Below are 23,399 nucleotides of genomic sequence, written 5' to 3'. Positions count from 1 at the left end.
CAGCGCCCCCATGCCCCAGCGCTTCTACGACACCCGCACCGCCGAGATCCGGGACTTCGTCCCGCTCGTGCCCGGCCAGGCGTCGGTCTACTACTGCGGGGCCACGGTGCAGGGGATGCCGCACGTGGGGCACGTGCGCAGCGCGATCGTCTTCGACGTCCTGATCCGCTGGCTCGAGGCCACCGGCCTGCGGGTCACCTCGGTCCGCAACGTCACGGACATCGACGACAAGATCCTGGACCGCTCCGCCGCCTCGCACGAGGATGGCTTCGAGGCCAGCCACCTGTACCCCGCCGCGGAGCCGTGGTGGGCGCTGGCCTACCGCTTCGAGAAGGCGTTCGACGCCGCCTACCTCGCCCTGGGCGTGCGCCGACCCACGTACGAGCCCCGCGCCACGGGCCACGTCCCGGAGATGCTCGCCCTGATCCAGCGGCTGATCGAGCGCGGCCACGCCTACCCGGCGCAGGACGGCTCGGGGGACGTGTACTTCGACGTCCGCTCGTGGGACCGCTATGGCGAGCTGACCCGCCAGCGCGTGGAGGACATGCAGGACGCCCCGGACGCGGACCCGCGCGGCAAGCGCGATCCCCGCGACTTCGCCCTGTGGAAGGGCGCCAAGGAGGGTGAGCCCGCCACCGCGGTGTGGGACTCACCGTGGGGCGCGGGCCGTCCGGGCTGGCACCTGGAGTGCTCGGCCATGTCCACGAAGTACCTCGGCGCGGAGTTCGACATCCACGGCGGCGGCCTGGACCTGCGCTTCCCGCACCACGAGAACGAGCTGGCCCAGTCCGCGGCCGCCGGGGACGGCTTCGCCCGCTTCTGGCTGCACAACGGCCTGGTCACCTACGGCGGGGAGAAGATGTCCAAGTCCGTGGGCAACACCATCTCGCCGGAGGAGATGCTCCAGCTGGCCCGCCCCAGGGCCGTCCGCTACTTCCTGGGCCAGGCCCACTACCGCTCCCAGCTGGACTACCGTCCCGGCGCCCTCGACGAGGCTGCGGCCGCCGTCGAGCGCATCGAGGGCTTCGTCCAGCGCGCCACGGCCACCCACGGCGCGCCCGAGCTGACCGCGCCGCTGGCCGAGCACGTCCCCGCCACTTTCCGCGCTGCCCTGGAGGACGACCTCGCCGTCCCCCAGGCGCTCGCGGCGCTGCACGAGGCCGTCCGGGCCGGCAACTCCGCGCTCGCGGCCGGGGACGACGACGCCGCCCGGGCCCGCCTCGTCGAGGTCGCCGCCATGACGGCGGTCCTGGGCCTGGACGACGTCCCCGAGTCCGGCGCCGCCGGCGGCCCCGAGGCCGCGGCGCTCGACGCGCTGGTCCGCTCCCAGATCGAGGCCCGCGCGCAGGCCCGCGCGGACAAGGACTGGGCCACCGCGGACCGCATCCGGGACGCCCTGGCCGCGGCCGGCGTCGTGGTGGAGGACGGCGCCGCGGGCGCCGCCTGGCACCTGTCCGACTGACGGCGCGGGCCCCGCGTCCTGTCGGGCGGCCCGCCTAGACTGGGGCCGATCCGCGGAGCGGCCGACGTCGTCGTGCCCACGCCCCGCCCCCTCGCCCCCTGACCTCAGGAGTCCTCCCATGTCCACCGCACCCCGCTCCGGCGGTTCCCGCAAGCCCAAGGGGAAGAAGGGCCCCTCCAAGGGCACCGGCGGCCACGGCCGCAAGGCGCTCGAGGGCAAGGGCCCCACGCCCAAGGCCGAGGACCGCGTGTACCACAAGGCGCACCGCGCCAAGCAGCTCGCCGAGCGCTCGGCCGCCCGACGCGGCCCCGCCCGGGACCAGGTGCGCGGCCGCGTCAAGCTCACGGACGAGACGGTCTCGGGCCGCAACCCCGTGCTGGAGGCCCTGCGCGCCGGCATCCCGGCCAAGACCCTGCACGTGGCCGTGCGCATCGAGGTGGACGACCGCGTCAAGGAGGTCCTGCGCCTGTGCGCGGAGGAGTCCATCCCCGTGCTCGAGGCCACGAAGCCGGAGCTGGACCGCCTCTCCGGCGAGGCCGTGCACCAGGGCCTCGTGCTGCAGATCCCGCCGTACCAGTACGCGGATGCGCTCGAGCTGGGCCGCGAGACGATCGAGAAGCAGGCCAGGGGCCACCTGCGCACGGCCCCGCTGCTGATCGCACTCGACGGCATCACCGACCCGCGCAACCTCGGCGCCATCATCCGCTCGGCCTCCGCGTTCGACGCGGACGGCGTGATCGTCCCCGAGCGCCGCTCCGTGGGCGTCACGGCGACGGCGTGGCGCACCTCCGCCGGCGCCGCCGCCCGTGTGCCGGTGGCCCAGGCGGGCAACCTCAACTCCACGCTGGTGGACCTGCACCGGATGGGGTACTTCGTCCTCGGGCTCGACGGCGGCGGGGACGTCTCCCTGCCCGGCCTCGCACTCGCCTCGGAGCCGCTGGTCCTGGTGGTGGGGGCCGAGGGCAAGGGCCTGTCGCGCATGGTGCGCGAGCACTGCCAGCAGATCGTGTCCATCCCGATCCAGTCGGAGATGGAGTCGCTCAACGCCTCCATGGCGGTGGGCATCTCGCTGTACGAGATCGCGGTGGGGCGCGCGGGCGGGCGCTGACTCGGCCCTGCGACGACAGTTCGTCCAGGGCGGGGCCCTGACGGGCCGCCCTGGCGACAGTTCGTCTGCCGGGGCGGGGTCGAGGCGTCCGATCCTCCGCGATGTGATCGTCACAATTGTCTGTGTCGCGGATCACGCCGCACACTGGTGCGCATCGCACGGGGCCTCGCGTCCCCGTGGGCCACATCCCGCACCAGGACCACAGAGGTATCCCATGAAGCACCGCACCCTCCGTCTCACCGCCGGCCTCGCCGTCGCCCTCCTCGGCCTCACCGCGTGCGGTGACGGCGGCTCCGCCGCCGGGTCCTCCTCCGCCGCCGGCGGGTCCTCCTCCGCTGCCGCCGGCGGAGAGGGCAAGGAGTACACGGTCGGCATCAACCAGCTGATCTCCCACCCGGCCCTCGACGGCGCCCGCACGGGCTTCGAGTCCGCCTTCGAGGACGCCGGCCTCACGGTGACCTTCGACGAGCAGAACGCCCAGGGCGACCAGGGCACCGCCACGTCGATCGCCTCCACCTTCGCGTCCTCGGACGTGGACCTCGTGGCCGCCATCGCCACTCCCGCCGGCCAGGCGACCGCCACCGCGGTGACCGACAAGCCGGTCGTGTTCATGGCCGTGACCGACCCGGTCGGCGCGCAGCTCGTGGACTCCGAGGAGAAGCCGGGCGGCAACGTCACCGGCATGTCGGACCGCAACCCGGTCAAGGAGCAGCTGCAGCTGCTCAAGGACGTGGACCCCGAGGCGACGACCGTGGGCATCGTCTGGAACTCCGGCGAGTCCAACTCGAAGGTCCAGGTGGACCAGGCGAAGGAGGCCGGCGAGGAGCTGGGACTGGAGATCAAGGAGGCCACGATCACCAACTCCTCCGAGGTCCAGCAGGGCGTCGAGTCCCTCAAGGGCGTGGACGGCATCTACGTGCCCACGGACAACGCCGTGGTGTCCGCCCTGGAGTCCGTGGTGTCCTTCGGCCAGGCCAACCAGGTGCCGGTCATCTCCGCGGACACCGACTCGGTGGAGCGCGGCGCGCTGGGCACCTACGGCATCGACTACGAGGAGCACGGCCGCCAGGCCGGCGAGATGGCCGTGAAGATCCTCAAGGACGGCCAGAACCCGGGTGACATCCCGGTCGGCTTCGCCGCGGAGGACTCCCTCGAGCTGGTGCTGAACAAGGAGGCCGCGGGCAAGTACGGCGTCGAGCTGCCGCAGGAGCTCGTCGACCGCGCCGACGAGGTCATCGTCGGCTGACCCGCCGCGGACGACGTCGGCGCGCGCCGGCGTCGCCCCCCTCCCGCCGTGCCGCACCGGCCCCGGACGCCGCCGCGTCCGGGGCCGGTCCACGGCCCGCCTCCTCGTCCCGGCCCGCGGGCCGCCTGAAAGGACCCCCATGATCACCGCTGTGGAGCTCGGCCTCATCTACGCCGTGATGGCGCTCGGCGTCTACCTCACCTTCCGCATCCTCGACTTCCCCGACCTGACGGTGGACGGCTCGTTCACCACCGGCGCCGCCACGGCCGCCGTGCTCATCACGAACGGGGTCCCCGTGGCCGCGGCCATGCTGGCCGCGTTCGTCGTGGGCTGCCTGGCGGGCCTCGTCACGGGTCTGCTGCACACCAAGGGCCGGATCGACGGCCTCCTCGCCGGCATCCTGACGATGATCGCGCTGTACTCGGTCAACCTGCGCATCATGGGCCGGGCGAACGTGCCGCTGCTGGGCGAGGACACGCTGTTCCGCTCCCTCGCGGAGATGGGCCTGGCCAAGAACCTGGGCTCCGTGCTCGTGCTGCTGGCCGGCGTCCTGGTCATCAAGTTCGCCCTGGACTGGTTCCTGCACACCGACCTGGGTCTCGCGCTGCAGGCCACGGGCGACAACGAGGAGATGATCCGCTCCTACGGCGTCTCCACGGACCGCATGAAGATCCTCGGCCTCATGCTCTCCAACGGTCTCGTGGGCCTGTGCGGCTCGCTGATGGCCATGTACCAGGGCTTCGCGGACATCAGCATGGGCATCGGCCTGATCCTCGTGGGCCTGGCCTCCGTGATCGTGGGCCAGGCGATCTTCGGCCGCCGCACGGTCTTCCTCGCCACCCTCGCGGTGATCGTGGGCGCCGTGGTCTACCGCCTCATCATCCAGCTCGCCCTGAACGCCGGCCTGAACCCGAACGACATGAAGCTCATCTCGGCCGCCCTCGTGGTGCTGGCCCTGCTGCTGCCCCGCTTCGGCCTCGCCCGCCGGCTCTCGCTGCGCACCCCGAAGACCGCGGACACGCCCGCCGCCCCCGCCGCGGGGAGCGCCGACGACGCCGCGACCGCCGCCACCGCCCAGGAGGCCCCCCGTGCTTGAGATCCACGACGTCCGCAAGACGTTCTTCCCGAACACCGTCAACGAGCGCCGAGCCCTGCAGGGGATCGACCTGCACCTGGCCGAGGGCGACTTCGTCACCGTGATCGGCTCCAACGGAGCCGGCAAGTCCACCATCCTCAACACGATCGCGGGCAAGCTGACCCCGGACGCGGGCTCCGTCCGCGTGGCGGGCAAGGACGTGACCCGCATGGCGGACCACCGCCGCGCCCGCTGGATCGGCCGGGTGTTCCAGGACCCCACCGCGGGCACCGCGCCCAACCTCACCATCGAGGAGAACATGGCGCTGGCCCTGCGCCGGGGCCACGCCCGCGGCCTGAGCCGGAGCGTCTCCGGGGGGCGCCGGGAGGTGTTCCGGCGGGAGCTGGTGAAGCTGGAGCTGGGGCTGGAGGACCGCCTCACCGCCAAGGTGGGCCTGCTCTCGGGCGGGCAGCGTCAGGCCCTCAGCCTGCTGATGGCCACCTTCTCCGGGCCGAAGATCCTGCTGCTGGACGAGCACACCGCGGCCCTGGACCCGTCCCGCGCCGAGCTGGTGACGCGTCTGACCGAGCAGGTGGTGGCCGAGCACGCCCTCACCACGCTCATGGTCACGCACAACATGTCCCAGGCCCTCCAGGTGGGCAATCGGCTGATCATGATGCACGACGGCCGGGTCATCCTCGAGCTGGACGCGGAGCAGAAGGCGCGCGCGACCCCCGCGGACCTGCTCGCGGAGTTCGGGAAGATCAAGGGCGCCGTGGTGGACGACAAGACCATGCTGTCCTGACCGCCGGTCCGTCACGCGACGCGTCAGGCATTCAGTCGGGCCCGGTCGGGCGGTAGCGTCGGCCGCGTGAGCACCGCGAAGCCGAAGACCCCCCCGTCCAGCAGCACCGAGCACCGCGTCCCCGCCGCGCAGGCCCCCGGGCCCGCTGTCCCGGAGTCGGCCCTGGAGGCCGGAGGCCGCACCGCGGCTTCGGACGTCCGCCGCAGCACCCTGACGGGCCGCATCCCGGTCTCGAACGTGCAGCCGGTGATCGAGGAGGGCCGGTTCCCGGCCAAGGCGGTGGTGGGCGAGGACGTCCCGGTCCGCGCCACGGTGTACCGCGAGGGCCACGACGCCGTCCGCGCCACGGTCCGCCTGCTCGGCCCTGACGGGGCCGAGGTGCAGCGCGTCCACATGCGCCCGGGCCGACCCGGGCTGGACGAGTTCGTGGCCACGCTGCGTCCGGCCGAGATCGGCGTCCACCGGTTCGTGGTGGAGGGCTGGCACGACCCGGTGGGCACGTGGCTGCACGCCGCCTCCGTCAAGCTGGCCGCGGGGGTGGACGTCGAGCTCATGCTGGACGAGGGTGCCGCCCTCTTCGGCCGTGCGGCGGAGGACCCGGAGCGCTCCGCCGAGGACCGCGCCGTGTTCGCGGACGCGGCCCGGGGGCTCTCGGACGCCCGGGCCATCCCGGCCTGCCGGCTCGCGGCGGCCGAGTCCGCCGACGTCGCGGCGGTCCTGCACGACCGCCCGATCCGGGAGCACGTGACGAGCTCCGAGCCGTACCCGCTGGACGTGCAGCGCGAGCTGGCCGGCCGGGGCGCGTGGTACGAGTTCTTCCCCCGCTCCGAGGGCGCCCGGCACGACGAGGCCACGGGCACGTGGCACTCCGGCACCTTCCGCACCGCGGCCGAGCGCCTGCCCGCCGTGGCGGAGATGGGCTTCCAGGTGGTCTACCTGCCGCCCATCCACCCGATCGGCACGGCCCACCGCAAGGGGCCGAACAACACCCTCACCGCCGGTCCGCAGGACCCGGGCTCCCCGTGGGCGATCGGCGGCGAGGCCGGCGGCCACGACGCGATCCATCCGGACCTGGGGACGTTCGAGGACTTCGCGGCGTTCGAGGCGCGCACCCGCGAGCTCGGCATGGAGCTCGCCCTGGACCTGGCCCTGCAGTGCTCCCCGGACCACCCGTGGGTGGCGGAGCACCCGGAGTGGTTCACCACTCGCGTGGACGGCTCCATCGCCTATGCGGAGAACCCGCCCAAGAAGTACCAGGACATCTACCCGCTGAACTTCGACAACGACGCCGACGGCCTGGCCCACGCGGTCCTGGACGTCGTCCTGGGCTGGGTGGCGCGCGGCGTCCACATCTTCCGCGTGGACAACCCCCACACCAAGCCTCTGTGGTTCTGGGAGTGGCTGATCCGTGAGGTGCACGCGGTGGAGCCGCGCGTCGTGTTCCTGGCCGAGGCGTTCACCCGGCCCGCCATGATGCACGGCCTCGGCCGCGTGGGCTTCCAGCAGTCCTACGGCTACTTCACGTGGCGGAACACGCGCAAGGAGCTCGAGGAGTACCTCACCGAGATCACCGCGGAGACGGCGGGGTTCTACCGTCCCAACTTCTTCGTCAACACCCCGGACATCCTCACCGAGTACTTGCAGCACGGCGGTCCGGGGGCCTTCCGCGCCCGCGCCGTGATCGCCGCGACCTCCAATCCGCTCTACGGGGTGTACGCCGGATTCGAGCTGTTCGAGCACGTGGCCCGCCCCGGCGCGGAGGAGTACATCGACAACGAGAAGTACGAGTACCGTCCCCGCGACTGGGCCGGCGCCGAGGCCGCGGGCGAGTCTCTCGCCCCGTACCTGACCCGGCTCAACGCGATCCGTGCGGCGCATCCGGCGCTGCGGGACCTGCAGAACCTCACGCTGCACGGCTCCACGCACCCCGAGCTGCTCGTCTACTCGAAGACCCGGTCGGCGCTCCCCGAGGGCCTGCACGCCGCGGCCGAGGCCGTCACCGACGCCGGGCCGGCCGAGGACACGGTGCTCGTCGTCGTCGCGTGCGACCCCCACCATGTGGCGGAGGCGACCCTGCACCTCGACGCGGCCGCCCTGCGCGTGCGTCCCGAGGATCGGGACGAGGAGGGCCGCTTCGAGGTCGAGGACCTCCTCAGCGGCCAGCGCTGGCGCTGGGACGAGCACCCCTATGTCCGGCTCGACCCGTCGGTCGAGCCCGCCCACGTCCTCCGCGTCGTCCGCCGCGGCTGAGCGACCACCAGGAGACCCATGACCACCCCCACCGCCACGCCCGCCCCCCTGCCCGTCGACGCCGACACGCTCGCCGCCGTCGCCGAGGGTCGCCATCACGATCCGCACGCCGTGCTCGGCGCGCACCCCCATCCCGACGGCGCCGCCGTCACCTACCGCGCGCTGCGCCCGTTCGCGAGCGCCGTCACGGTGGTGCGGGACGGGGACGGTGAGCGGATCGAGCTCGTCCACGAGCGGGACGGCGTCTTCGTGGGCGCGGGCCCGCTGCCGCGACGCGCCGGAGTGCCCGCGGGCGACTACCGGCTCGAGGTGACGTACCCGGGGGAGGCGGGGGAGGACGTCGTCGAGGTCCACGATGACGCCTACCGCCACCTGCCCACCCTCGGTGAGCTGGACCTGCACCTGATCGGCGAGGGGCGGCACGAGCGACTGTGGGAGGTGCTCGGCGCGCGGGTGCGCCGGGACGGCTCGGGCGGGCTGGTGGGCACGTCCTTCGCGGTGTGGGCACCGAACGCCCGGGCCGTGCGCGTGGTGGGCGACTTCAACGGCTGGACGGGGCGGACGCATGCGATGCGCTCCCTGGGCTCCTCGGGCGTGTGGGAGCTGCTGGTGCCCGGCGTGGAGCACGGCGCCCGCTACAAGTACGAGGTCCTCGGCGCGGACGGCGCGTGGCAGCAGAACGCGGACCCGCTGGCCCGATGGACCGAGGTCCCGCCGGCCACGGCCTCCCGCGTGCTGGAGTCGGACTACGCGTTCACGGACGAGGAGTGGATGGAGCGGCGCCGCACCACGGACCCGCACGAGCGTCCGCTGAGCATCTACGAGGTGCACCTGGGCTCGTGGCGGCCGGGGCTGTCCTACGTGGAGCTGGCCGAGCAGCTGGTGGAGTACGTGACCTGGCAGGGCTTCACGCACGTGGAGTTCTTGCCGGTGGCCGAGCACCCGTTCGGCGGCTCCTGGGGCTATCAGGTGACGGGCTACTACGCACCGACGTCCCGGTTCGGCACCCCGGACGAGTTCAAGCACCTGGTCGACGCGCTGCATGCGGCGGGGATCGGCGTGCTCGTGGACTGGGTGCCGGCGCACTTCCCCAAGGACGCCTGGGCGCTGGGGCGGTTCGACGGCACGCCGCTGTACGAGCACGCCGACCCGCAGCGCGGGGAGCACCCGGACTGGGGCACCTACGTGTTCGACTTCGGACGCACGGAGGTGCGCAACTTCCTGGTGGCCAACGCCCTGTACTGGATCGGGGAGTTCCATGTGGACGGGTTGCGCGTGGACGCCGTCGCCTCGATGCTCTATCGCGACTACTCCCGTGAGGACGGACAGTGGACCCCGAACGTGCACGGCGGCAACCACGACCTCGAGGCGATCAGCTTCCTGAAGGAGGTCAACTCCACCGTGTACCGCGTGCACCCGGGGGTGCTCATGATCGCGGAGGAGTCCACCGCGTTCTCGGGCGTGAGCGCGCCGGTCGACGCCGGCGGCCTGGGCTTCGGCAAGAAGTGGAACATGGGCTGGATGCACGACACGCTGGCCTACCTCTCCGAGGACCCGGTGAACCGCCGGTGGCACCACGACCAGTGGACGTTCTCCATGGTCTACGCGTACTCGGAGAACTACGTCCTGCCGCTCTCCCATGACGAGGTGGTGCACGGGAAGGGCTCGCTGCTGGGGAAGATCTCGGGGGACCATCGGCAGAAGCTGGCCACGCTCCGCGCCTACTACGCGTACATGTGGGCGCACCCGGGCAAGCAGCTGCTCTTCATGGGCGGCGAGTACGGGCAGCCCACCGAGTGGTCGGAGGAGCGGGGCCTGGACTGGGCGGCGTCCTGGGACGACGCGCACCGCGGGGTGCAGCTGACGGTGCGCGAACTCAATGCGCTGTACCGGGCCAAGCCGGCCCTGTGGTCCGCGGACCACAGCCCGGAGGGCTTCGCCTGGGTGGACGGCGGCGACGCCGACGGCAACACCCTCGTGTTCCTCCGCCGTCCTGCGGACGGGCAGGGTGGTGCGCCCCTGCTGAACATCACCAACCTCTCCGGCGCGATGCGCCACGGACTGCGGGTGGGGGTGCCGACCGCGGGGGAGTGGACGGTCGTGCTGGACACGGACAGTACGGACTTCCACGGCGACGGCCGGCGGGAGCAGGCAGGCCAGCCGGAGGTGCTGCGAGCGGAGACCGGCCAGTGGCAGGGCCAGCCCGCGTACCTCACCGTGGACGTGCCCGCGCTGTCCACCCTGTGGCTGGAGCCGCACGCCGGCTGACCGCGGGGCAGACTCCCCTCCGTGATCGATGTCACGGAGGGGAGTTCTGGCTCCAGAGGGGTGCGGGAGGGGCAGGGGAGCGCCCGACGTCGTCATGCGGCCGCGTGATCATGCGGAAACGTGGTCACCGCGGTAGGGGCGGGTTCTTGAGGCACTCTCGATTTGGTGTGGGGGCCGGAGGGTGTGTAGAGTTCTTTCTCGTGCTGAGGCGCGGTCCGGTGACACGGGCGGCGCGGTGAGCAGCCCGAACACCGGGGAATCTGGCGCGTGATCGCAGTTCTTCTGGCAGGGTTCACCACGGCATCCGGTTCCTTCCTTGGGGATGGGAGCGGTATTCCTGAAGAGATGATCTGGTTCAACTGGCTGGGATCGTGTGGGAGGGTCTGATGGCCCACTGATGTGAACAGCTGGTGTCGACTGCGGAAACGGAGTTGACACGGATCGTGAACGTGGTAAGGTTATGAAGCCTTCCGATGACGGATCACGGTTCGAGATCGATCCCGGTGACGGGGTTGACAGTGTGAATCAGATGGTCTAGGCTGGAGAAGTTGCTCCGGAGCGAAACGCCGCGAATGAGCGGTGCTGAAGCCGGCAGCGTCTGCTGTTTGAGAACTCAATAGTGTGCCAAGTTTTTTGATGCCAATTGTTTTAACACATTGGTTGACCAGCGTGCCCGCACCCCCGTGCGATGTGCACCTGGTCCGCCAGGTAATCGAATGGATGTCCTGATGGTTATTTCCGGCCGTCGGGGTGTCGTTCTGTAATTTTTTACGGAGAGTTTGATCCTGGCTCAGGATGAACGCTGGCGGCGTGCTTAACACATGCAAGTCGAACGATGAAGCCCAGCTTGCTGGGCGGATTAGTGGCGAACGGGTGAGTAACACGTGAGTAACCTGCCCTTGACTCTGGGATAAGCCCGGGAAACTGGGTCTAATACCGGATAGGAGCGCCTGTCGCATGACGGGTGCTGGAAAGATCTTTCGGTCATGGATGGACTCGCGGCCTATCAGCTTGTTGGTGAGGTAACGGCTCACCAAGGCGACGACGGGTAGCCGGCCTGAGAGGGTGACCGGCCACACTGGGACTGAGACACGGCCCAGACTCCTACGGGAGGCAGCAGTGGGGAATATTGCACAATGGGCGAAAGCCTGATGCAGCGACGCCGCGTGAGGGATGACGGCCTTCGGGTTGTAAACCTCTTTCAGCAGGGAAGAAGCGAAAGTGACGGTACCTGCAGAAGAAGCACCGGCTAACTACGTGCCAGCAGCCGCGGTAATACGTAGGGTGCGAGCGTTATCCGGAATTATTGGGCGTAAAGAGCTCGTAGGCGGTTTGTCACGTCTGTCGTGAAAGTCCGGGGCTTAACCCCGGATCTGCGGTGGGTACGGGCAGACTAGAGTGCAGTAGGGGAGACTGGAATTCCTGGTGTAGCGGTGGAATGCGCAGATATCAGGAGGAACACCGATGGCGAAGGCAGGTCTCTGGGCTGTAACTGACGCTGAGGAGCGAAAGCATGGGGAGCGAACAGGATTAGATACCCTGGTAGTCCATGCCGTAAACGTTGGGCACTAGGTGTGGGGACCATTCCACGGTTTCCGCGCCGCAGCTAACGCATTAAGTGCCCCGCCTGGGGAGTACGGCCGCAAGGCTAAAACTCAAAGGAATTGACGGGGGCCCGCACAAGCGGCGGAGCATGCGGATTAATTCGATGCAACGCGAAGAACCTTACCAAGGCTTGACATGTTTTCGACCGCCGTGGAGACACGGTTTCCCCTTTGGGGCGGATTCACAGGTGGTGCATGGTTGTCGTCAGCTCGTGTCGTGAGATGTTGGGTTAAGTCCCGCAACGAGCGCAACCCTCGTTCCATGTTGCCAGCACGTAGTGGTGGGGACTCATGGGAGACTGCCGGGGTCAACTCGGAGGAAGGTGAGGACGACGTCAAATCATCATGCCCCTTATGTCTTGGGCTTCACGCATGCTACAATGGCCGGTACAATGGGTTGCGATACTGTGAGGTGGAGCTAATCCCAAAAAGCCGGTCTCAGTTCGGATTGGGGTCTGCAACTCGACCCCATGAAGTCGGAGTCGCTAGTAATCGCAGATCAGCAACGCTGCGGTGAATACGTTCCCGGGCCTTGTACACACCGCCCGTCAAGTCACGAAAGTCGGTAACACCCGAAGCCGGTGGCCTAACCCTTGTGGGGGGAGCCGTCGAAGGTGGGACCAGCGATTGGGACTAAGTCGTAACAAGGTAGCCGTACCGGAAGGTGCGGCTGGATCACCTCCTTTCTAAGGAGCATCAGTGCCCGTTGCATCACCGCGTGTGTGATGGCGGGTTGCTCATGGGTGGAACATCAGGAAATGGTGCCAGTGGTGGTGCCGGCTGGACGCGAGTACGCCCTTGTGGGGTTGGAATGCGTGTGGTTGGTGGCTGCGTGCTGGTGTTGGCACACTGTTGGGTCCTGGAACAGCAGGCGCCCTGCATCTTGTTGGGGTGTGGGGTGTGTTGTTTCTGTCTCCCTTGTGAAGCGTGCCCCGGTCGGGGTGCGTGGAGTGGGGTGAGGGCTGTTGTTTGAGAACTGTATAGTGGACGCGAGCATCTTATTTCGTCATCGTTGCGTGTGGTCATCCCCCTGGGTGGTCGCGTTGGACGTGGTGGTGACGCCGAGAATGACATCTTAGTTAGATAATTGCTCATTTGAGGACTTTCATGTGTGTGAAAGTTTCTAAGGGCGCATGGTGGATGCCTTGGCAACAGGAGCCGATGAAGGACGTGGGAATCTGCGATAAGCCTGGTGGAGTCGATAACCGGACGTTGAGACCAGGATTTCCGAATGGGGAAACCCCGCACGACGTGTCGTGTGACCCCCGGTTGAACACATAGACCGGGTGGAGGGAACGTGGGGAAGTGAAACATCTCAGTACCCACAGGAAGAGAAAACAAAAGTGATTCCGTGAGTAGTGGCGAGCGAAAGCGGATGGGGCTAAACCGTATGCGTGTGATACCCGGCAGGGGTTGCGTGTGCGGTGTTGTGGGCCCTCTCTTGTCACGTCTGCCGGCGTGGCGCAGTGAGGTGCGGGCATATAGACGAACCAGTGTGGATGCTGGGCCGTAGAGGGTGAGAGCCCCGTAGTCGTAATGTGTTCCGCCGCTGTTGAGGGGTCGCCCGAGTAGCACGGGGCCCGAGAAATCCCGTGTGAATCTGCCAGGACCACCTGGTAAGCCTGAATACTCCCTGTTGACCGATAGTGAATCAGTACCGTGAGGGAATGGTGAAAAGTACCCCGGGAGGGGAGTGAAATAGTACCTGAAACCATGTGCCTACAAACCGTTGGAGCCTCCTTGTTGGGGTGACAGCGTGCCTTTTGAAGAATGAGCCTGCGAGTTAGTGATACGTGGCGAGGTTAACCCGTGTGGGGAAGCCGTAGCGAAAGCGAGTCTGAATAGGGCGATTGAGTCGCGTGTCCTAGACCCGAAGCGGAGTGATCTACCCATGGCCAGGTTGAAGCGCGTGTAAGAGCGCGTGGAGGACCGAACCCACTTCAGTTGAAAATGGAGGGGATGAGCTGTGGGTAGGGGTGAAAGGCCAATCAAACTCCGTGATAGCTGGTTCTCCCCGAAATGCATTTAGGTGCAGCGTCACGTGTTTCTTCCCGGAGGTAGAGCTACTGGATGGACGATGGGCCCTACAAGGTTACTGACTTCAGCCAAACTCCGAATGCCGGGAAGTGAGAGCGTGGCAGTGAGACTGTGGGGGATAAGCTTCATAGTCGAGAGGGAAACAGCCCAGACCACCGGTTAAGGCCCCTAAGCGTGTGCTAAGTGGGAAAGGATGTGGAGTTGCTGAGACAACCAGGAGGTTGGCTTAGAAGCAGCCACCCTTGAAAGAGTGCGTAATAGCTCACTGGTCAAGTGATTCCGCGCCGACAATGTAGCGGGGCTCAAGTACACCGCCGAAACCGTGGCATTCAGTTTTCTGGATGGGTAGGGGAGCGTCGTTCACGAGGTGAAGCCAGCGGGTGACTTCTGGTGGATTGTGGACGAGTGAGAATGCAGGCATGAGTAGCGAAAGACGGGTGAGAAACCCGTCCGCCGGATGACTAAGGGTTCCAGGGTCAAGCTAATCTGCCCTGGGTGAGTCGGGACCTAAGGCGAGGCCGACAGGCGTAGTCGATGGACAACGGGTTGATATTCCCGTACCAGTGAAGAACCGTCCCTGCTGAACCGGTGATACTCACCGTCTGAAGCGCCCCTCACTGCCCCTTCGGGGGTGGATGGGTGCGTGGAGCACGGGACCTGAACCGGGGAGGCAAGCGTATTAACAGGTGTGACGCAGGAAGGTAGCCGGGCCAGGCAATGGAATCGTCCTGGTCTAAGGGTGTAGGGCTGTCGGTAGGTAAATCCGCCGGCTGCGTGCCTGAGACCTGATGGGCGCCCACGATGTGGGTGATCCGGTGATCCTATGCTGCCAAGAAAAGCATCGGCGCGAGGTTCCAACTGCCCGTACCCTAAACCGACACAGGTGGTCAGGTAGAGAATACTAAGGCGATCGAGAGAATCATGGTTAAGGAACTCGGCAAAATGCCCCCGTAACTTCGGGAGAAGGGGGGCCCCAACCTTGAGCACCACGCGCTGGTGTGAGGGGATCGGGGCCGCAGAGACCAGGGGGAAGCGACTGTTTATCAAAAACACAGGTCCGTGCGAAGTCGTAAGACGATGTATACGGACTGACTCCTGCCCGGTGCTGGAAGGTTAAGAGGACCCGTTAGCTTCGGCGAAGCGGAGAATTTAAGCCCCAGTAAACGGCGGTGGTAACTATAACCATCCTAAGGTAGCGAAATTCCTTGTCGGGTAAGTTCCGACCTGCACGAATGGAGTAACGACTTCCCCGCTGTCTCAACCGTGAACTCGGCGAAATTGCATTACGAGTAAAGATGCTCGTTACGCGCAGAAGGACGGAAAGACCCCGAGACCTTTACTATAGTTTGGTATTGGCGTTCGGTGTGGCTTGTGTAGGATAGGTGGGAGACTGTGAAGCGGGCACGCCAGTGTTCGTGGAGTCATCGTTGAAATACCACTCTGGTCATACTGGATGTCTAACTTCGGCCCGTGATCCGGGTCAGGGACAGTGCCTGATGGGTAGTTTAACTGGGGCGGTTGCCTCCCAAAATGTAACGGAGGCGCCCAAAGGTTCCCTCAGCCTGGTTGGCAATCAGGTGTCGAGTGCAAGTGCACAAGGGAGCTTGACTGTGAGAGTGGCAGCTCGAGCAGGGACGAAAGTCGGGACTAGTGATCCGGCGACTCGTTGTGGAACGGTCGTCGCTCAACGGATAAAAGGTACCTCGGGGATAACAGGCTGATCTTGCCCAAGAGTCCATATCGACGGCATGGTTTGGCACCTCGATGTCGGCTCGTCGCATCCTGGGGCTGGAGTAGGTCCCAAGGGTTGGGCTGTTCGCCCATTAAAGCGGTACGCGAGCTGGGTTCAGAACGTCGTGAGACAGTTCGGTCCCTATCCTCTGCGCGCGTTGGAAATTTGAGAAGGTCTGTCCTTAGTACGAGAGGACCGGGACGGACGAACCTCTGGTATGTCAGTTGTACCGCCAGGTGCATGGCTGATTAGCTACGTTCGGGATGGATAACCGCTGAAAGCATCTAAGCGGGAAGCCGGCTTCGAGATGAGATTTCCTTGCCCCTTTGAGGGTGTGAGGCCCCCAGCGAGATGACTGGGTTGATAGGCTGGATGTGGAAGCACGGACTGAAGACGTGTGGAGCTGACCAGTACTAATAGGCCGATGACTTTTACACACATCATTTCTTCTCACCGCTTCTGGTGGGAAGGGTTCGGGGTGTTCGCGTCCACTGTGCGGTTGTCTGATTGCAGCCTCACGCCAGGGTTACCGTGTGTGGTAGTGTTGGTGTGGTTGATAAGTGAATGAGTGTGCCACTTGTTGTGGCTCTCGCAGGTTTCCCACGCGTCCTGGTGTTTTTGGGGTGTGGTTGGGGTGAGGGTTACGGCGGTCATAGCGTGGGGGAAACGCCCGGTTCCATTCCGAACCCGGAAGCTAAGGCCCACAGCGCCGATGGTACTGCAACCGGGAGGTTGTGGGAGAGTAGGTCGCCGCCGGACATTCTTTGATAGAGGGTTGAGGCCCCACACCGTTCTGGTGTGGGGCCTCCCCGCGTTGAGGGCGTGTTCTGAAACAGAGTGTTCTGAAGTGGGCGCCCGCCGCCCACGCCTCCCAGCCTCATCCACGAGGCCCGTCGATCTCCCGCCGAGCGTCCTGCCGGCTCGTGATGACCCGCAAGAGGCGGCGTCGATGACGGGCGATCTGATCCGTCCAGCGGTGGACGTCGTCGTGGAAGAGGTCCGCGTGGGCCGGCTTGTCGGTGTCGGGAAGGACGAGGAAGTCTCGCAGCCCGGGAAGCACCCGCCGGGTGAGCACGTCGACCAGCTGGAGTGCGTCGGCCGCACATACCGCGGCGCAGCGGTCCCACGACGGAAGGAGCCCTTCCGTGTGCTCGAGGGCCGCCCAGAGGAGGGCGAAGGTGTCCGGGCGGAGGCGGGAGCGCTCCGCCGTCAGCAGCCCGCGGAGGTCGGCCAGATGCTCATCCAGTTCGCTCATCCCCACGGGGGCGCTCACTGCGGGGCGGGACGTCTCTCCAGGCGACGAAGCGGACCGGCGCGGGCGCCATCGGATCATCATGTGTCTTCTCCTTCGACATCGATCGACCACCATCATGGCGGCAGCATCGTTGCCCGCAGGGCCAGGCGCTGGTGGAGTGGCGCGGAGGAGAGGGGGCTGGTACAGTCATCCCCTGTTGGTCCGCCGCTGTGCGGTCTGACGGGGTGTGGCGCAGCTTGGTAGCGCGCGTCGTTCGGGACGACGAGGTCGCAGGTTCAAATCCTGTCACCCCGACCATACGGAAGGCCCCCGCTCAGCAGAGCGGGGGCCTTCGTCGTCTGCGCGGGCCGCCGTCCTCTCCGCGCCTCGTTCGTTCCCAGACCCCTCCGAGAGGGGTGCAGGGGGACAGCGCTCACGCCCGCGGGCTGCGGGCGTCAGGGAAAGCTGCGCGGGTGGGCGTGTTGCGTCCGCTAAAGAAGATGGGGCACGCGTGTCGCGTCAGCGGAGGCGGGCGAGGCGGAGCGGTGGTCAGCCGCGGGCTCGCATGCGGGTGTTGGGCAGTGGCGGTGCCGGGATCGGGCCCTTCGGGTCCGGTGGGAAGGCGCCGAACTGCGGGAAGGGGCGGCCGTCGTCGTAGGCGGTGCCCACCAGGGAGTCCAACAGGGCGCCGCCGACCTGCTCGCCGAGCGGCTCGTCGGCTTCGCGGCGCAGCGGCGAGTCCGGTGTCGGGGTCTCGAAGCCCATCTCCTGCTGGTAGGCGGCGCGCCAGGTCTCGATCTCCTCCTGGGTGCGGCCCACGAAGTTCCACCACATGATGATCTGCTCGCCCAGCGGCCCGCCGCCGATCAGCAACGCGATCACCGGCTCGTCCCCGGCGCGGACCGTCAGCCGCCGCGCGCCCGGTCCGACGTACCCCAGGTGCGCGGCCGGCACGTCCACGCCCTGCAGGGTGACCGCGCCGGAGACGGTGAGCAGGCCGTGCTCGTGGTGGGCGGGCACCTCCACCACGATCTCCGCCCCCGGCTGCAGGCGCAGCTCCGCGCCGGTCAGCGGGATGGCCGTGGGCACCAGGGAGCGCCGGCCCAGGAGCTCGCCGAGGAACACCTTCGCCTCCCAGCCCTCGCCGATCACCGGATCCGGGCGGTGGGAGTGCAGGTCCGGATGGGAGAAGCGGTGCGCATCCGGCAGGGCGTACCAGAGCTGGGCGCCGTGCAAGACGGTGGTGTCCGCGGTGGAGTACTCGGTGTGGGTGACGCCGCGGCCGGCGTGCATCAGGTTGACCTCGCCCGGGCGCACCGTGGCCCAGTTCCCGGCGGAGTCCACGTGGTCGATCCGCCCCTCGAACAGCCAGGACACCGTGGCCAGGCCGGTATGCGGGTGGCGGGGGACGTCCATGCCCCCGGTGGCGGCGACGTCGTCGGGGCCGTAGAAGTCCAGGAAGCACCACGCACCGATCAGGCTGCGGGCCCGCTGCGGCAGGGAGCGCTGCACCGTCATGGCGCGCGGTCCGCCCAGCGGCACCGCGCGCGGCTCGAGGAGCTCGACGACGCAGCCCTCGCCCTCGTGCTCGCTCACCCCCGAACTCAGGCCCTGCGTGAAGCGCGGCGCGGGGAAGTCCTCCCGCAGGCCGCCGGCCTCGGCGGGGGAGGGGGCGGCGGCGTCGGGAGTGGCTGCGGCGCGGCCGGCGCTGCCAACCTCGACCTGCGGGTCCTGCTCGCGGTTCGACACGACGGCCTCCTTCAGGCGTCCCGGCGGCGGACCGGGTGGTGGGAGAGGATGCTGATGCGGTTGGTGACGTTCATGACGATCGCGAGCCACTGCACCGCGGCGTACTGCGCGTCCGTGAGCACGTGGTGCGTGGAGACCTGCACGTACTGCTGCTGGTCCTGCTCCGGCAGCTCCGTCACGGTCTCGGCCAGCTCGAGGGCGGCGCGCTCGAGCTCGGAGTAGACCTCCGGGGAATCACGCCACGCGGGCAGCAGGCCGAGGCGCTGGGGGCTGAGGCCGGCCTTGACGGCGTCGCGCGTGTGCACGCCGAGGCAATAGGCGCAGCCGTTGAGCTGGGAGACACGCAGGTTGACCAGTTCGACGAGCTGTCGGTCGAGACCGGCGTCGTCGGCGGCGGTGCGGGCGGCGGCGGACAGCGCGCCCACGGCCTTCCAGGCGTCCGGGACGGCCTTGTCCAGGTAGAAGGCCAGGGGATCCTGGCGGAGTTCGGTGGAGTTGGTCATGGGCCCAGTGTTTCAAGACTGAAATACACTGACAAGAGGGCCAGGCCCGTCGCCGGGGGCTGTCGGGACGAGCGCCGCCGCCACCGACGAAGGGGGTCTCAGAGGCCCGTCCAGGACATGGGCAGGGCCCCGCTCGGTCAAGCGGGACCCTGCCGTCGCCTCGACGAGGCAACGGGGATCGCCTCTCCCCGATTCATGGGCGGCGAACAGCCTCGCCGCCCCATCCTGACCCGTGTCGTCTGTGATCAGGACATGCCCTTCCCCTTGCCGGGGTGGCCGCCGCCGGTCCCGGGCGTCTCCGGGGTCGGCTGGGGCTCAGGTGCCGTCACGGTGAACTCCTGGACAGCGCTGAGGTCGACGGCGCCGTACGGGTCCTCGGTGCGCACGTACCAGCCGAACTCGCCGGCCTGCAGGCCTCGCCATACCATGTCGACGAGGGACCCCGACTCGACGTCCGTCCGCTCACCGATGGGCCGCCCCGTCAGGACCTCGACGGAGACGGCGTCCGTCCCCAGGGTCTTCGTCCTGGGCTCCACCCCCAGCTGGGAGTAGGGCACCGTGAACTCCTGGTGCTCGGGAGCCAGGCCGGGGTCGTCGGCGTCGTAGTCCTGCAGGGAGGGCGAGTAGGTGCGCGCCACCATTCTCTGACCCTCGTGGTCGAAGTGCAGCAGCCTCAGGTAGCCCAGACCCCCTTCCGCCAGCCCCTGGTAGTCGAAGAGGACCTGGGTGACCTGGCGGTCGTCCACGCCGTCGCCGTCGTCGTCGAAGCCGTCCACGCGCGTGAAGGCGTCGTGGTAGTGGCCGGAGAACACCATCGACACGTTCGGATTGGTCGCCACCACCTCGTCCTGGATGCGCTGCGGGATCGGACCGAGCCCGCCGGTGGTGAGCATGTACTCGTGGAGGGTGATGATCGTGGTGCGTTCTGGGTACTGGGCCAGCACCTCGTTCATCCAGGCGATCTCCTCGTCGCCGGGGCCCCAGCCCTGGTAGAGCATGAGGAAGTCCACGCCGTCCACGGTGATCAGGTCGTAGTGGCCGCGGTTGTCCTGGTAGGAGCCCCCGTACCACGGGTTCTGCTCGAACCGGTGGGCGCCGAAGTCCGCGCTGAAGGGCCCGTAGTCCTCCCGGGCGTGGCCGACGTCGTGGTTGCCGGCCAGCACGCCGTAGGGCAGTCCGGCGTCGTCGAGCATCCGGTAGGCGGCGTCCGCCCGCTCCCACTGCTCCGGCTTGTCCCATTCATCCACGATGTCCCCGGTGTGGAACACGTAGGAAAGATTGAGACGGTCGCGGGACTGCAGGAAGTAGTCGTGGATGGCCCGCTGGTGCTCGTACCAGGTCTCGTTGTAGTACTGCGTGTCCGACTCCCACCCCAGGGTGAAGTCGAACTCGGACCGGGCCAGGTCCGCCGGATGGACCGGCGCCGTCACGGAGTCGCGGGTGCTGCGGTCCGTGTGGGCGAAGCCCTCGGAGTGCTGGACGAGCAGGCGCACCTTGCCGTCCCGGACGTGGTCCGCCACAGAGACGAGGCCGTCCAGCGTGAACTCGGTGGGGTTGCCGCCCGTGGTGAGGGCGCGGTCCACCTCCTCCCAGGCGCCCGTGACGGTGTTGAACGCCGAGAGGATCACCTTCGCCTCGGCGTTGGCGCTGCCGTCCCAGGCGATCCGCACCTGTCCGTCCGGGGCGGCGTCCTCCACGGCCACCTCGAGCACCTGGTAGGGGAAGGCGTCCTGGGAGCTGACCACGTGTTCCCGGCCGTCGTCCTCCGCCATGAGCGCGAGGGCCTGCGTATCGACGGCGGCGGCGTCACGCTCCACCGCATCGGCCACCGTCGTCTCGCCCGCACTCACCTGCAGGCCGGCCTCGCCGGGGACCAGCCTGCGGCCCTCGAAGAAGCCGACGTCCAGCCGGTCTCCGCTCGGGTCCGCCACCGTGGCCGAGAGGGTGACGTCCGGCCCCGGCACCACGGCGCCCTGGGCCGGCGCGGCTACGGACGCGCCCGGACGCTCCACGGGGGTCGTGAAGACGACCGTGCGCGTGCTGACGTTGCCGGCCAGGTCGCGGGCGGTGAGCACGAGCCGGTGCTCGCCCGCGGCCAGGTCCAGGGAGCTGCCCTCGTGGGGCAGGTCGACGGCGACGCCGTCCAGCTCCGCGGTCAGCACGTCCAGGCCGGCGCCGGCGTCCGAGGCGCCGGCGTCGAGCGAGACCCTGCCTCGCACCTGCGCCCCGTCCTCCAGGCTCGTGGTGATCACCGGGCCGGTGTTGTCGACGATCACCGTCCGGGTCACGGTCGTCTCAGCGGCCTGCGCCGAGATGGTGTGCGCGCCGTCGGCGACGGCTGTGGTGTCCCAGTCGAAGGCGGTGGCGGAGAAGGCGTCCTCCGGCAGGCTGAAGGAGGCGTGGACGGCGTCGTTCTTCCCGGCCGAGTCGCCCATGGGGATCCAGCGGGTGCCGTCCTCGTGCCCGGCGGGGCGCAGGGTCCGCCCGTCCGGGAGGATCAGCCGGAGGTTCCGGATCTGGAAGTCGTCGTTGTTCTCATCCGGGTCGATCTTCGGCCAGGCCTTCGTCCCCGCGTACACGCTCAGGGTCAGGGGCTCACCGGCCGTGATGCGGTCCAGGGGGACGTCCACGGGGACGGTGACCTCCCGCTCGTAGAAGCCCTCGTCGAAGACGTGGAGTACGTCGTCCCCCATCAGGACGCCGTTGCGGAAGAACGCATCGGTGCCGGTTGCCTCGAACGCGAAGACCGGGGCGTCCTCCAGGGCCGCGGCGGTGCCCTCCACCGGCTTGCCGCCCACCGTGACGACGGCGGACGAGGGGTAGGCGTCCCCGCCGACGGTGATTCGCTCCGTCCCGGAGACGACCTCGCCCTCCCCGACCGACAGCCGGACGGGGCTCTGGTCCACCCCCGTGACAGGGACCCGGCGGGTGGCCAGCTCGGTGGTGTGCGCGCCGTCCGAGGCGACGACCGAGTACTCCACCCAGCGCTGGCCGGTGAGGTCGACCGCCTCGATCACGTGGCGGTAGAGGTCCCCCTCCTCGGCGCGGATCGTGCGCGTCGTCGCCGCGGCCATCCCGGACGTCCGGACGGTGAGCGTGACCGTCCGGACCTGGACGTCGTCGGTGATGTGGAACTCGAGCGGGAAGGCGGCCGAGGGGTCGACCTGACCGGCGGTGCGGTCCTCGATCACGGGCGCCGCCGCGTCCGCCGGCGGCACCACGAGACTCGTCGGCGTCTGTTCGGCGCTGAGACTGCCGGGGGGAGGCGGGGGCGAGGCCGAGCAGGCGCTGGCGCCCGACGTCCGCCGGGTCTGCGGCGTACTGGATGCCCTGGTCCGCCTGGGTGTCGTCGGCGCCGCCGAGGTTGTAGTAGGCCCGGTTGACCGAGAACCCGGTCTTCGTGACCACCTCGATCCCGCGGGCGCCGCTGTTGGCCATGCCCCCTGTGTGGACCTCGACCAGCCTGGAGCCGCCCGCGAGGGTGGTGCCGTAGTGGGCGTCGAAGTCCGCGGCGGTGAGGTGGTCGTTCTTCCCGTTCTTGATCCAGAGGACCGCCGTCTCCCCGGGCTGCAGGACGAAGGACGCCGGGTCGGTCGGCCAGGTGACCACGTTGTTGTTCGTCAGGTCGTCGGCCGGGTAGAGGTAGTCGATCGTGTAGTCGGCGAAGTCCACCGGCGCGGCCCTCGAGCAGGGCGGTGCCGGACTCACGGGCGGCGTCCGCCCGGAACTGCGCCGTCCTGCCCGCGGCGACGGAGCCGGCCGGGTAGTAGGACCAGGTGGCGCGCCCGTCCGGAAGGGTCAGGCGGACGCCGCGGTCGCCGCCGTTGGCCATGCCCGGCTGGCCCTCGACGCGCACGAGGCGGTAGTCGGTGCCGGCGCCCTGCGCGGCCCAGTGGTCGCGGAAGTCCTGCTCCGTGCGGGCGAAGCTGTCCACCGTGCCCGAGGCGTAGGACAGCCACAGCACCACGCTCTCGCCCGGCTCCACCACGGTCCCCGCCGGGACAAGCAGCGGCACGTCCCGGGTCCGGTCCGCGCCGTCCACGTAGACGTAGGCCAGACTAGCCTGGGAGAGGTCGATCGGTGCGCCGGTGGTGTTCGTGACCTCGATGAACTCGAAGTGGTCCGCGCCGGCGGAGTCGGGAGCCAGCTCCGTGATCATCAGGGGCGGCGGCACCGTGGCGGCGGACGCGGGGACGGCGGCGAGGGGGGAGACGGCCAGGGTCAGGCCGACCACTCGGTGTGGACCGGAGTGAAGGGGCGACATGAGTGCTCCATCGATCGGGGCGGGGATGACCGCCTCACCTTCGCCGCTGAAAACGGAGCTCG

General features: G+C 68.4%; 12 protein-coding genes, 1 tRNA gene and 3 rRNA genes. 11 read left to right on the top strand and 5 right to left on the bottom strand.

The genetic code is table 11. From position 1 onward, the window contains the following. The first annotated feature begins 10 nt into the window (after positions 1–10). The 10 genes from cysS (at position 11) to rrf (ending at position 16,346) form a co-directional block, all read left to right on the top strand. A complete protein-coding gene (cysS, locus tag BJ976_RS09140; protein ID WP_135030330.1) occupies positions 11–1,462 on the top strand; it encodes a cysteine--tRNA ligase in 1,452 nt (483 codons plus the stop codon). A gap of 118 nt (positions 1,463–1,580) precedes the next feature. Next, positions 1,581–2,570, top strand: a complete 990-nt coding sequence (gene rlmB, locus BJ976_RS09135; RefSeq protein WP_135030331.1) for a 23S rRNA (guanosine(2251)-2'-O)-methyltransferase RlmB — start codon at positions 1,581–1,583, stop codon at positions 2,568–2,570. Positions 2,571–2,784: 214 nt separating this feature from the next. Beyond that, complete coding sequence (locus tag BJ976_RS09130) at positions 2,785–3,816, top strand: ABC transporter substrate-binding protein (protein WP_135030332.1); 1,032 nt, start codon at positions 2,785–2,787, stop codon at positions 3,814–3,816. Between the two features lie 139 nt (positions 3,817–3,955). Then, on the top strand, positions 3,956–4,912 hold the full coding sequence (locus BJ976_RS09125; RefSeq protein WP_135030333.1) for an ABC transporter permease: 957 nt from the start codon (positions 3,956–3,958) through the stop codon (positions 4,910–4,912). After that, positions 4,905–5,696, top strand: a complete 792-nt coding sequence (locus BJ976_RS09120) for an ABC transporter ATP-binding protein (protein WP_135030334.1) — start codon at positions 4,905–4,907, stop codon at positions 5,694–5,696. The genes BJ976_RS09125 and BJ976_RS09120 overlap by 8 nt, the downstream gene beginning before the upstream one ends. A 162-nt stretch (positions 5,697–5,858) precedes the next feature. Next, positions 5,859–7,946, top strand: a complete 2,088-nt coding sequence (locus BJ976_RS09115) for an alpha-1,4-glucan--maltose-1-phosphate maltosyltransferase (RefSeq protein WP_135030343.1) — start codon at positions 5,859–5,861, stop codon at positions 7,944–7,946. A gap of 18 nt (positions 7,947–7,964) precedes the next feature. Further along, positions 7,965–10,214, top strand: a complete 2,250-nt coding sequence (glgB, locus tag BJ976_RS09110; RefSeq protein ID WP_135030335.1) for a 1,4-alpha-glucan branching protein GlgB — start codon at positions 7,965–7,967, stop codon at positions 10,212–10,214. Between the two features lie 767 nt (positions 10,215–10,981). Continuing rightward, positions 10,982–12,504 (top strand): 16S ribosomal RNA (locus BJ976_RS09105). A gap of 427 nt (positions 12,505–12,931) precedes the next feature. Next, positions 12,932–16,024: ribosomal RNA gene (locus BJ976_RS09100) — 23S ribosomal RNA — on the top strand. Between the two features lie 205 nt (positions 16,025–16,229). Then, positions 16,230–16,346, top strand: a 5S ribosomal RNA gene (gene rrf, locus BJ976_RS09095). Together the 16S, 23S and 5S rRNA genes form the textbook arrangement of a ribosomal RNA operon. Positions 16,347–16,464: 118 nt before the next feature. Here rrf and BJ976_RS09090 read toward each other — a convergent pair. Further along, complete coding sequence (locus BJ976_RS09090) at positions 16,465–16,842, bottom strand: hypothetical protein (RefSeq protein ID WP_135029951.1); 378 nt, start codon at positions 16,840–16,842, stop codon at positions 16,465–16,467. A 220-nt stretch (positions 16,843–17,062) separates the two neighbouring features. Here BJ976_RS09090 and BJ976_RS09085 point away from each other — a divergent pair. Next, positions 17,063–17,139 (top strand) — tRNA-Pro (locus BJ976_RS09085). A gap of 231 nt (positions 17,140–17,370) precedes the next feature. On the opposite strand, the gene BJ976_RS09080 is transcribed toward BJ976_RS09085, so the two are convergent. The 4 genes from BJ976_RS09080 to BJ976_RS12260 form a co-directional block, all read right to left on the bottom strand. Beyond that, complete coding sequence (locus BJ976_RS09080; RefSeq protein WP_308421558.1) at positions 17,371–18,570, bottom strand: pirin family protein; 1,200 nt, start codon at positions 18,568–18,570, stop codon at positions 17,371–17,373. Between the two features lie 11 nt (positions 18,571–18,581). Then, positions 18,582–19,073, bottom strand: a complete 492-nt coding sequence (locus tag BJ976_RS09075; protein WP_135029952.1) for a carboxymuconolactone decarboxylase family protein — start codon at positions 19,071–19,073, stop codon at positions 18,582–18,584. Between the two features lie 245 nt (positions 19,074–19,318). Next, positions 19,319–22,291 (bottom strand): metallophosphoesterase, encoded by a 2,973-nt coding sequence (locus BJ976_RS12195; protein ID WP_135029954.1) that lies wholly within the window; start codon positions 22,289–22,291, stop codon positions 19,319–19,321. Beyond that, a complete protein-coding gene (locus BJ976_RS12260) occupies positions 22,261–23,232 on the bottom strand; it encodes a lamin tail domain-containing protein (protein WP_477461452.1) in 972 nt (323 codons plus the stop codon). Before BJ976_RS12260 ends, BJ976_RS12195 begins: the two co-directional genes overlap by 31 nt. Positions 23,233–23,399 lie beyond the last annotated feature (167 nt).

It is taken from the genome of Micrococcus flavus (assembly GCF_014204815.1).
Classification (GTDB): domain Bacteria; phylum Actinomycetota; class Actinomycetes; order Actinomycetales; family Micrococcaceae; genus Micrococcus; species Micrococcus flavus.
The sequence above is the reverse complement of the archived record's forward strand: the minus strand, read 5'-3'. Positions and strand labels throughout refer to the sequence as shown.